Here is an 11,832-nt window from a genome sequence, read left to right as displayed (position 1 = left end):
GCCTACAAGGATTACAGTTGAGTCAGGAACGGGATCTACTACGGCAAAATTAAGGCTGCCGCTGAGAAACTGACAGCGAAGCCTGAGTCGATGCAGGTACTACGGGACATGGTGAAATGAAAAGCTCGCCCTAAGCGCAATGCAATCGGCCAAGCACCACCCCTGGTACCTCTAACCGTTTTGACATGCGCTCTGCGTGATTCATCATACGGGGCGCCACACTGTTGTGCAATGCCCGTTAGGGTCCGCATCAAGGACTCTGTTTCACCGCACCCCCAGTTTTTCCGCTTCCTGACAGCCCCAGCCGGTGCTGATCTTCCTCGTTTTGTCCTCGCGTTTGACAGCGCGCGGTTGCTGGTCAAGGGCTTGTTAATTTGAGAATAATAATCGACAATTTGTCGGACTATATTAGTAACCAATAATCGCTAGGCTCCGGACCGCGGTTGCGGTCGCACCTCAAACGCTCAGGTAAATGATGGATCGCCCTTTCGCAGCTGGATCCGCCCAGCGCCGTTACTGGATGATGTGCCTGCTGGTCTGGGGCCTGCACGCGGTTCTTGTTGCGGTTGCTTTCCCTTTGTCCGAACTGTTCACGCAGCTACCGCTGGTCCACATTGATTCGCCTTTTCACCAATACCAGGTCGATGTGGCCCGGGAACTGTGGGAAAAGCATTCCCTGATCGGCTACGACCCATGGTTCGCCGCCGGCAGTATCGGCGGGGTGAACTACAATGCCAGCGCGAAGGCTCCCGCACTGCTCGCGATCATGCTGTCCCCCGTGTTCGGTACCGTCATCGCCTATAAACTGTACGTTTTCATGGCAGCGCTGGTGGCCCCGGGTTTCGTGCTGTGGGCGATGCGGCTGCTCGCCGCGGATGCGGTCACTGCAATCGCGGCGATGGTCTTGGGCGTCCTGCTGTGGTGGGTGTCCGCGCTCCACTGGTACCACACCGCGGGTATGGTGGCCTTCGTGCTCGCGAGTTACGCGTCTCTTCCGTATATCCTGCTGGCCTGGCGCAGCACAGCCGGCGCTTTATCCGCGGCGACGGTGCTCGCTCTCGGCGTCTTTGGCGCGATTGGCATGTTCGTGCATCCGCTATTTCCCATCCCGGTAATTTTCACCGTGCCGTTTCTGGTGGCGGCGAACTGGAAGCAGGTCAGGCCAAAAGCCTTGGTGCTGGTTGCCGTAGTGGTGCCTATCCTGTGCCTCCTTCCAAACATCGTCTGGATGGTTCCGTCGCTCCGGTATCCCGGCTGGTCCGATGGCAGCCTGTCACCGTTCCAGAAGGTCGTGGATATCCATATCGTTTTCCTCGAGGCGATCGGGCGGATCGAGGGCGCTGCCAGGGGGGCCAGGCTATACCCGCTGATGTGGGCCTGCGCGCTGTGGGCGCTGTCGTCCGCTACCGAATCGCGCCTGCGTCGGGTGGCCGCCGGTTTTGTGTGCGCAATCCTCGCATTGGTGGTTTTTTCCGCAGTCGGCGCCTATTGGCCGGTAATCGGCACCTTGCAGCCTAACCGATTGTCCGCGGCTGCGTATCTGCTGCTGATCGTTCCGGCCGCAATCGGCATAGGAAGCGCCTGGCGGGCGCTTGGCCGTACCGGGATAGTCCGTTACATGGCACTGATGAGCATGGCCGTTCTGTTACTGGCGTCGGCGTTCTTCGGCAGGGAATTGAAGAACGAAGTGTCCAGCGCGCAGACCGCGCATTATGGCCGGCCCGCGCCGGAAGTAGGCGGGGAGGGCGGGATGACGGAGTGGCTTGGTGAATGGATTCGGCGTAACACGACCGACCAGGCGAGGATATTGTTCGAAACGTCGCAGGGCAGGGTGCACGATGGGGCGCATATCGCCGGCCGCCTGGTCCACGCCACCGGGCGCGAGTTCATCGGCGGGCCCTACGTGTTCATGCACCATGCCGGCTTTTGGGACGGTCATGTATTCGGCCGTCCAATCGACGCGTTCTCCGTCCAAGCCTTTTCCGCGCAACTCGAGCTCTATAACATCGGCTGGATTATCGTCCATTCGCCAGTCAGCAAGGCTTACCTGGACGCCCATCCGCAGTTAAGCGCGATCGCGCGCCATGGCCCGTTGACGATTTACCGTGTGCAGCAGGAACCTGACTACTTCCTTGAAGGTAAAGGCCGGGTCGTGGGACGCAAACTCGATCGGATCGAATTGGACGACGTGGAAGGCCCCGCCGTGACCATTAAATATCACTTCGTGAACGGCTTGGTTACCGATCCGCCAGCCACCCTGCAGAGCGTTTATCGCGACGGCGATCCCCAGCCTTTCATTCGCGTACTGGCGCCGGCGCGGCGGCTTGCGATCGTTTTTCCTTAACTCGGCCGGCCGCTGCCGCTTGGAGCGGGCTTGCGCCGAAAACGCTACAATGCGCCAGCCCCATTTCCGGGGCTGCACCTTATCGGAGGAACGACCTCCCCCGCTGTTGGGAACAATGTCCGGGACGGCCCGGCTCTTTTGAAAAGGAGAGCCGCCATGGCTTGGATCATGTTGGCAGTCGCCGGAATCCTGGAAGTCGTCTGGGCTTATGCAATGAAGCAGTCCAATGGCTTCACCCGCCTCGTCCCAACCCTCATTACTTTCGTCACCATGGCAGCCAGCTTTGCCTTGCTGTCGGTGTCGATGCGCACCATTCCGCTTGGCACCGCCTATACCGTCTGGACGGGCATCGGCGCGGTCGGCGCATTTGTCGTCGGCGTCGCGGCACTGGGCGAGCAGTTGAACCTGGCCCGCGTGTGCGCCGCTCTCCTGATCGTCTGCGGCCTCGTGCTGATGAAATTGTCGTCCGCGGAATAGCCCCACGCCGGATCGCGTTCGGGATAGATGACCCGCCATAGCATGCTCGTGCTATCCACGTATTTACTGGCGCACAACATGTGCATTTTGCAATTTGAATTTTAGAAAATGCTAAGATTGCACTACCGCCGCAGTCTGACGGTGTTTTTCTTGAAACATCTGCGGCGGTGGTGAGAAAGAGCGCATTTCCATGGACCTGCGAGCGGGTATATTGACGCGTTCAGGAAGTTCACTTTGGAAACGCGCCCGTCACCATACGGGCAACGCCATCTGACGGCCCTGGTCCGCGAAGACTGGCTGTCGCTCGTCGCAGCTGCAGCACGAGGTTGATTCACCCGCCGAGATAGCTGTTCGATATTACCTTCGGCAACATGTAGTTCCTTAAAGACAAAACTGATTGCTGTATGTTGAGTACGGTTGTGTTTCCATGCTATATTGAAAATTAGCATAATAGCAAAACTTAATACTGAATTGGAAGGCGATAATGAGAGCAAATGAGGTCGTTGCGGTCGTTGGACTGGGATACGTCGGCCTGCCGCTGGCAGTCGAGTTCGGAAAGAAGGGGAGGACCATCGGATTCGACCTGTCGGTCGCCAAAATCGAACACTACAAGAAGTTTGTCGACCCGACCGGCGAAGTGTCCACCGACGAGCTCAAGGCCTCGCGCCACCTCGAAGTGACCAACGATCCGCAAGCGCTGGCCGAGGCCGACTACATCGTGGTCGCCGTGCCGACCCCGGTCGACATCGCCCACAATCCAGATTTCACCCCGCTGGCCGGTGCCAGCACGACGGTGGGCAAGTACATGAAACGCGGCGCGGTCGTCGTGTTCGAGTCCACCGTGTACCCGGGCGCGACCGAGGAAGTCTGCATTCCGCTGATGGAGCAGCATTCCGGCATGAAGTGGAAAGAGGACTTCCACGTCGGCTTTTCGCCCGAGCGCATCAACCCCGGCGACAAGGAACACACCCTGACCACGATCCTGAAGGTGGTCTCGGGCGACGACGACGCCACGCTCGAACGCGTCGCCCAGCTCTACGAGTCGGTGGTCAAGGCCGGCGTGTACCGCGCCTCGAGTATCAAGGTGGCCGAGGCGGCCAAGGTCATCGAAAACACCCAGCGCGACCTGAACATCGCGCTGATGAACGAGCTGGCGATCATCTTCGACAAGGTTGGCATCGACACGCTGGAAGTGCTCAAGGCCGCCGGCACCAAGTGGAACTTCCTGCCGTTCCGCCCGGGCCTGGTGGGCGGGCACTGCATCGGCGTCGACCCGTACTACCTGACGCACAAGGCCGAGATGATCGGCTACCATCCGCAGGTGATCCTGGCTGGCCGGCGCATCAACGACGGCATGGCCAAGTTCGTGGCCGAAAAGACCGTCAAGTCGATGATCTCGGAGGGCTTCCACGTCAAGGGCTCGAAGGTCAACGTAATTGGCCTGACGTTCAAGGAGAACTGCCCCGACCTGCGCAACTCGAAGGTGGCCGACATCGTCCACGAGCTGCAATCGTACGGCTGCGACGTGCACGTGCATGATCCGGTGGCCGATGGCGACGAGGCGCAGCACGAGTACGGCATCAAACTGGAGAGCTGGGAAGCGCTGCCCAAGGCCGATGCGATGGTGGTGGCGGTGGCGCACAAGCAGGTGCTGGCGCACTCGCTGGCCGACTTCCAGGACAAGCTCAACCCGTCCGGCTGTTTCATCGACGTCAAGGCGCAGTTCGACCCCAAGGCGCTGCGCGAGGCTGGCTATTGCGTCTGGCGTCTGTAATCCTGTCATATCTGGCGATGCCGCCTCGGGCAACCGTGGCGGCATTGTCGGCTTAGACCGGGCGTCGTGCCTGGCAAATTGAAAGTGTCCCAAAACGTGAACAAGATTGACGACCTCCGGCAGATTCTCCGCGAACACAGTTACCACTGGCTGGTGACCGGCGCCGCCGGTTTCATCGGCTCGAACCTGGTCGAGGCGCTCCTGAAGCTGAACCAGCGCGTCACTGGCCTGGACAATTTCGCGACGGGGTACCGCCACAACCTGGACCAGGTGCGCGAAGCGGTGGACGCGGCCGCCTGGTCCCGATTCGATTTCGTCGAAGGCGACATCCGCCGCCTCGAGGACTGCGCGCGCGCCTGCGAAGGCGTCGATTTTGTGCTGCACCAGGCCGCGCTCGGATCGGTGCCGCGCTCGATCGCCAACCCGATCCTGACCAACGAGACCAACATCGGCGGCTTCTTGAACATGCTGGTGGCCGCGCGCGACGCCAAGGTGCGCCGCTTCATCTACGCCGCTTCCAGCTCCACCTACGGCGACCATCCAGCGCTGCCCAAGGTCGAGGACCAGATCGGCAAGCCGCTCTCGCCCTACGCGGTGACCAAGTACGTCAACGAGCTGTATGCCGACGTATTCGCCCGGACCTACGGCATGGAATCGATAGGCCTGCGCTACTTTAACGTCTTCGGCCCGCGCCAGGACCCGAACGGCGCCTATGCGGCCGTGATCCCGCAGTGGATCGCCGCGCTGATTCGCAACCAGAGCTTGAAGATCAACGGCGACGGCGAAACCAGCCGCGACTTCTGCTATATCGAAAACGTGGTCCAGGCCAACCTGCTGGCGGCGATGGCCGCTTCGGAGGCGGCCAACCAGGTGTACAACGTGGCACTCAATGACCGCACCAGCCTGAACCGGCTGCACGCGATGATGGTCGAGCTCTTGGCGCCGCGTTACCCGCACGTGGCCGCGCACCGGCCGCAGTATGTCGATTTCCGGCCTGGCGACGTGCGCCATTCGCAGGCCGACATCGCGAAGGCGCAGCGCCTCCTGGGCTATGCGCCGACGCACCGGATTGGCGAGGGATTGAAACAGGCGCTGGACTGGTATGTCCATAATCTGGTTTGACCGGCAAGGTTGTTCGGGTACACAAAGAAGAAACAAGAAATTCCGGAGGCTGCTGTGTTTAGGATCTCTAATCACTATGTGTCGAAGATAGTTTTCACACTTCTGTTTGTGGAAGTGCTGGTGCTGCTGGGTGCGGCCTACGTCGGCGCGGCGGTACGCTTCATGGAACTGGGCGAGACGAGCGCCACCGTCCCGCACCTGGATAACTTCTTTACCTCGGCGATCGCATTTACCATCGCGGTGATCTTCAGCATGAGCGCGATGGGGATGTACCAGCTCGATTTCGACGAAGGCCTGCGCAACCCGTTCCTCATGAAGCTGATGCCGTCGTTCGTGATGGGCTTCGTGATCCTGACGCTGGTGTTCTACCTGGCGCCGGACCTGTATTTCGGGCGCGGCGTGCTGATCCTGGTGTTCGCGGTCGGCGGGGCCGGCATCCTGCTCGCGCGCCTGATCTTCTTTAAAACCTCGGAAGCGCGCTTTATGCGCTCGCGCATCATGTTCCTGGGCGGCGGTCCGCTAGCCAAGGAATGCAGCGACCTGGCCACCCGCAACAACCGCTACCACAAGTACGACATCGCCGGCTTCATCCCGATCGCGACCGAGGACCTGTGCGTCGAGACGTCGAGCCTTTTGAAAGTGCGCGACGGCGATTCGCTGGTCAAGCTGGCACGCCAGAACAACGTCGAGGAAATCGTGGTGTCGGTGCTGAACCGGCGCGGCGGCTTCCCGATCAAGGAACTGCTCGACTGCAAACTGCAGGGCGTGAAGGTGACCGACGCCGCCACCTTTTTCGAACGCGAGACCTGCCAGATCCGCGTCGATTCGCTGCAGCCGTCGTGGCTGGTATTCGGCGGCGGGTTCGACCAGAGCTTCGTGCGCACGTTCATGAAGCGCTGTTTCGACCTGGCCTGCAGCGTGATCCTGCTGGTGCTGACCCTGCCGATCATGCTGCTGGCCGCGCTGGCGGTGTGGGTGGAGGACCGCGGAACGGTGTTCTATTCGCAGGAGCGGGTGGGCAAGGATGGCAAGACCTTCCGCGTGCTGAAGTTTCGCAGCATGCGCGTGGACGCCGAGAAGGGCGGCAAGCCGCAGTGGGCGGCCCAGAACGACCCGCGCGTGACCCGGGTGGGCAACTTCATGCGCAAGACCCGCATCGACGAGCTGCCCCAGATCCTCAATGTGCTCAAGGGCGAGATGAGCTTTGTCGGCCCGCGCCCGGAACGGCCATACTTTGTCGAGCAGCTGATCGAGGTGGTCCCGTACTACAACGTGCGCCATTCCATCAAGCCGGGCATCACCGGCTGGGCCCAGGTCCGCTACGGCTACGGCTCGTCGGCCGAGGATGCGCTGCAAAAGCTGCAGTACGACCTGTACTACGTCAAGAACAACAGCCTGTTCCTCGACGTGCTGATCATGATCGACACGCTCAAGGTGGTGCTGTTCCGCAGCGGCCGCTGACGGCGCCCCGCCTTCCGATCCGCATGCACGCCGGTTACTTCATGGATGGTGCAAGTTGACCAGTATCGCCACGTTCAGCTATTCGTTAGCCGCCGTCGGATTCCTGTTGCTGGGCGCCCTGTGGCTGACCAGCTGGCGCGGGCGACGCCACGGCGGCGCGCTGTCCGCAGCCTGCCTCCTGACCGCGTCCTGGGCTGGCCTGGTCAGTTACCAGGCCAGCCGCGGCGTGCAGCTGTCGGTGCTGGCCGACGCCGTCGAAATCCTGCGCAATGCCGCCTGGTCGTACGTGCTGGTGGTGCTGCTGGGCCAGCACCGCGATCCGGCCAGCCGCCTGCCATTTCGCCTGCCGCGCCCGGTGCTGGCCGCCGCCGCCGTTTATGGCCTGTTCCTGCTGGCCACCGTATGCAGCTGGTGGGAGCTGCCATTCCTGGTCCAGCTCGATCTGATGCCGGCGATGATGGCACGCCTGGGCTGGTCGGTATTCGGCATGCTGCTGGTCGAGCAGGTGTACCGCAACAAGCCGGTGCAGGAACGCTGGGCGATCAAGTTCGCGTGCCTGGGCATCGGTGGCATGTTCGCCTATGACTTCTACATGTACAGCGACGCGCTGCTGTTCAAGAGCGTGCATCCCGACATCTGGGCCGCGCGCGGCGTGGCCAACGCACTCACGGTGCCCTTGATCGGCATTTCGATGGCGCGCAGCGCCTCGTGGAATACCGAGCTGGCGGTCTCGCGCCGCGTGATGTTCCACTCGGCCGCGCTGTTCGGCTCTGCCATCTACCTGCTCGCGATGGGCTCGGCCGGCTACTACCTGCGCTTTTTCGGCGGCAGCTGGGGCACCCTGATGCAGGTGACCTTCCTGTTCGCGGCCGTGATGCTGCTGGCCGGGATCCTGTTCTCCGGGACCTTCCGCTCGTGGCTGAAGGTCTTCATCAGCAAGCACTTCTACACCTACAACTACGACTACCGGGAGGAGTGGCTGCGCTTTACCCGCACCCTGTCCGAGCAGGGGCCGGGCCTGGGCGAGCGCGCCATCCAGGCCATTGCCGAACTGGTCGAAAGCCCGGGCGGCGCGCTGTGGATCCGGCGCGAGTCGGGCGTGTTCGAAGCGGCGGCCCGCTGGCACGTGCCGCGCCAAGACGCGGACGTGCATGCCGATTCGCCGTTTTGCATCTACCTGGAGAGCACCCATTGGGTGGTCGATCTGCATGAACTGGCGCGCGACCCGGACAAGTACGAGGGCCTGGTCATCCCCGACTGGCTGGCGCAGCATGCGCGCGCCTGGCTGGTGGTGCCGATGATGATGCACGGCGCTCTGTTCGGCTTCGTGGTGCTACAGCAGGCAAGGAGCCCGGTAAGCCTGAACTGGGAGGTGATCGACCTGCTCAAGATCGCCGGCACCCAGGCCGCCAGCTACCTGGCGCAGGAGGATGCCGCCAACGCCCTGATGGTGGCGCGCCAGTTCGAGTCGTTCAACCGCATGTCCACCTTTGTGGTGCACGACCTGAAGAACCTGGTGTCGCAGCTGTCCCTGATGGGCGCGAACGCGGAAAAGCACCGCAACAACCCCGAATTCCAGCGCGACATGCTCGACACCGTGAACCATTCGGTGCAGAAGATGAAGCTGATGCTGCAAAAGCTGGGCCGCAGCGCCAACGCCGAGCGCCCGGTGCCGCTGGCGGTGGAGGAGGTAGTGCGCCAGGCGGTCGCGCTCAAGGGCGGCCTGGAGCCGCAGCCGGTGCTGCAGGTACGCGCACCGGGCCTGACGGTGCTGGCCGACCGCGAGCGCCTGGAGCGTGTGCTGGGCCACCTGGTGCAGAACGCGATCGAGGCCACGCCGCGCGACGGCAGCGTCACCATCGAGCTGTCCAAGAGCGGCCCCCAGGCGCAGGTCGCGATCCGCGACACCGGCGCCGGGATGACCGAGGATTTCGTGCGCGAGCGCCTGTTCAAGCCGTTCGAGTCGACCAAGGCGGCCGGCATGGGCATCGGCGCCTTCGAGAGCCGGGAATACATCCAGGAGCTGGGCGGCAGGCTGGAAGTGTCCAGCACGCCGGGATTCGGCACCACTTTCAACGTGATTTTGCCGCTGCACGGGATGCACGTGCAGGAAGCCGCGCCGGCCGCGGTACGGCAGGAGGACTGCTTTGACTCAAAATAAACCGAAACTGCTTATCATCGAAGACGATCCGGGCCTGCAAAAGCAGCTGCGCTGGAGCCTGGACGCATACGACGTCGTCGTCGCCGGCGACCGCGAAAGCGCGCTGGTGCAGCTGCGCCGCCACGAACCGGCGGTGGTCACGATGGACCTGGGCCTGCCGCCCGACCCGGACGGCGCGACCGAGGGCCTGGCCACGCTGCAGCAGATCCTGGCGCTGGCGCCGGAGACCAAGGTGATCGTCCTGACCGGCAACCAGGACCATGCGAACGCGGTCAAGGCGATCGGCATGGGCGCCTACGACTTCCACCAGAAGCCGTGCGACCAGGAGGTGCTGGGCCTGGTGGTGCAGCGCGCGTTTTTCCTGCACTCGCTGCAGCAGGAGAACCGGCGCATGCTGCAGACCCAGGCGGCGTCGCCGATGGCCGGCGTGATCAGCCGCGACCCGGGCATGCTCAAGGTGTGCCGCAACATCGAGAAGGTGGCGCCGACCTCGGCCACGGTGATGCTGCTGGGCGAATCTGGCACCGGCAAGGAAGTGCTGGCGCGCGCGCTGCACCAGTTGAGTCCACGCGCCAGCCACCGCTTCATGGCGATCAACTGCGCGGCGATTCCCGAGACCCTGCTCGAAAGCGAATTGTTCGGCTACGAAAAGGGCGCCTTCACGGGCGCGGCCAAGCAGACCAAGGGCAAGGTCGAACTGGCCAGCGGCGGCACCTTCTTCCTGGACGAGGTGGGCGACCTGCCGATGGCACTGCAGGCCAAGCTGCTGCGCTTTTTGCAGGAGCGGGTGGTCGAGCGCATCGGCGGGCATGAGGAGATCCCGGTCGACGTGCGCGTGATCTGCGCGACCCACCGCAACCTGAAGGAGCTGGCGAGAAGTGGAAGCTTCCGCGAAGACCTGTACTACCGGCTGTCGGAGATCGTGGTCACGATCCCGCCGCTACGCGAGCGCAACGGCGACGCGGCGCTCCTGGCGCACCACTTCAAAAACAAGTTCTGTGCGCAGGAGTCGCGCCCGCCCCTGCATTTTTCGCCGGAGGCGCTGGCCGCGGTCGAGAACTACGGCTGGCCGGGCAACGTGCGCGAGATGGAAAACTGCGTCAAGCGCGCGGTGATCATGGCCGACGGCGCGTACATCGCGGCCGAGGACCTTGGCCTGCCGGACGTCGGTGGCCAGGAGGAGCCGATCAACCTGCGCCAGGTGCGCGACGAAGCCGAGTACAAGGCGATCATGAAGGCGCTGGCGCGCTGCGACGGCAACATCGTCAAGGCGTCAGAGCTGCTGGGCATCAGCCGCCCGACGATGTACGACCTGATGAACCGTCACGCGATCAAGTCGGCCACCGCCTGAGGTACCGCGCGTGCACGGCGAGTGCGCACGCTCGCCGGCCGCAGGGCCGCGCACATCACCACCAGCAGCAGCAGCAGGGTCAGGCGCGGCACGTCGACCAGGCTGTCGAACAGTCCCACCACCATCATCCCGGCGACCGAGGCAAGGTATACCGCGGCGACTCCCTCGCCGTGCAGCGCGCGCAGCGTGAGGTCGGCCGCCACATACAGCAAGAGCAGCGCGATCGCGGCGCAGCCCAGCCAGCCCTGCTCGAAGAACATGTTGACCGCAAAGTTCTTCACGTGCCACGGCATGTGACTGCGGTCGCTGCTGAAGAACCAGCCGGCGTTCCCGTGCGAGAAGCCGCCGTTGCGCACCAGATCAAAGGCGCTGCCCTCGGCTTGCAGGCTGACGTTATCGATGTCGAGCACGCTGACTCCGCCGACGCCGTCGTTGGATAGTTCGAGCTGGGTGGTCGGGCGCACCAGGCCCTGGCCACCTCCGCGTACCGGGAGCTTGACCTCGTAGTGGTGCCAGGCGCCGTCGGCGCGCGGCTGCGGCAGCCGCGCCGTCAGGCAGTTCTGCGGGTACAGCAGCCAGCGCTCGCAGACGCGCGCGTCCAGCGACGCCTTGGCGCTTGCGCTGCGCAGGTCGAACGAGAGCCGGTAGCGCGTGCCAGGGGCCAGTTCGACCATCTGCAGCGCCCGCAGGGTCTCGCCGTAGCCGGCCGGGTAGGCGCCTGCCACCAGCCGCAGGAACTGGTTGCCGTCCTCGGATTCGTAGGACAGGCGCGGCGGCGTCTCGCCGTGGGTATTGAGCCAGAAATAGCTGTCCGGGTAGCGCCCCAGGCCCATTCCGAACACGCTGGTTTTCCAGCCGTCGTTCATCATGCCGACCGCCTCGGACCAGTGCTGCAGGCGCACCGCCATGTCGTTGCCGGTGGTGGTGAAGCGGCTGCCCATGTAGTAGCTGCCCGACAGCGGAATCGCCACCGCGAACACGATCGCGGCGCCGCCGGCGAGCGTCAGCGTGGACGCGCCCGGGCGCCACAGCGATCGCGCCGGCAGCCGGTTGGCGGCCACCAGGACGAAGGCGAGCAGCACCGCCAGAGCAGCGTCGGGCAGCGCGGCATCGCCTCCCCACCACTGCGCCACCAGCAGGGT

Annotated in this window: 8 protein-coding genes; 7 read left to right on the top strand and 1 reads right to left on the bottom strand. The window is 63.5% G+C overall.

What is annotated here, in order from left to right:
• Positions 1-472 precede the first annotated feature (472 nt).
• The 7 genes from E4O92_RS17825 to prsR all read left to right on the top strand — a co-directional run bounded on the left by E4O92_RS17825 (position 473) and on the right by prsR (position 10,690).
• Positions 473-2,344, top strand: a complete 1,872-nt coding sequence (locus tag E4O92_RS17825) for a hypothetical protein (RefSeq protein ID WP_135191003.1) — start codon at positions 473-475, stop codon at positions 2,342-2,344.
• A 156-nt stretch (positions 2,345-2,500) separates the two neighbouring features.
• The gene (locus E4O92_RS17820; RefSeq protein ID WP_135191002.1) at positions 2,501-2,821 is read left to right on the top strand and encodes a DMT family transporter; all 321 of its coding nucleotides are present in this window, start codon (positions 2,501-2,503) and stop codon (positions 2,819-2,821) included.
• 484 nt (positions 2,822-3,305) lie between these two features.
• Positions 3,306-4,595: a nucleotide sugar dehydrogenase gene (locus E4O92_RS17815; protein WP_135191001.1), complete on the top strand. Its 1,290-nt coding sequence runs from the start codon at positions 3,306-3,308 to the stop codon at positions 4,593-4,595.
• A gap of 96 nt (positions 4,596-4,691) precedes the next feature.
• A complete protein-coding gene (locus E4O92_RS17810) occupies positions 4,692-5,717 on the top strand; it encodes an SDR family oxidoreductase (RefSeq protein WP_135191000.1) in 1,026 nt (341 codons plus the stop codon).
• 78 nt (positions 5,718-5,795) lie between these two features.
• Positions 5,796-7,178 (top strand): TIGR03013 family XrtA/PEP-CTERM system glycosyltransferase, encoded by a 1,383-nt coding sequence (locus E4O92_RS17805; protein ID WP_229483481.1) that lies wholly within the window; start codon positions 5,796-5,798, stop codon positions 7,176-7,178.
• Between the two features lie 55 nt (positions 7,179-7,233).
• Positions 7,234-9,339, top strand: coding sequence for an XrtA/PEP-CTERM system histidine kinase PrsK (gene prsK / locus E4O92_RS17800; protein WP_135190998.1), 2,106 nt, complete (start codon positions 7,234-7,236; stop codon positions 9,337-9,339).
• Positions 9,326-10,690: a PEP-CTERM-box response regulator transcription factor gene (prsR, locus tag E4O92_RS17795; protein ID WP_135190997.1), complete on the top strand. Its 1,365-nt coding sequence runs from the start codon at positions 9,326-9,328 to the stop codon at positions 10,688-10,690. Before prsK ends, prsR begins: the two co-directional genes overlap by 14 nt.
• On the opposite strand, the gene E4O92_RS24895 is transcribed toward prsR, so the two are convergent.
• Positions 10,663-11,832, bottom strand: a 1,170-nt coding sequence (locus E4O92_RS24895) for a hypothetical protein (RefSeq protein ID WP_206076901.1), incomplete at its 5' end; no start/stop codon positions are given. The genes prsR and E4O92_RS24895 overlap by 28 nt on opposite strands.

Source organism: Massilia horti (assembly GCF_004614195.1).
Classification (GTDB): Bacteria; Pseudomonadota; Gammaproteobacteria; order Burkholderiales; family Burkholderiaceae_D; genus Telluria; species Telluria horti.
This window is presented reverse-complemented; position numbering and strand designations above follow the sequence as displayed.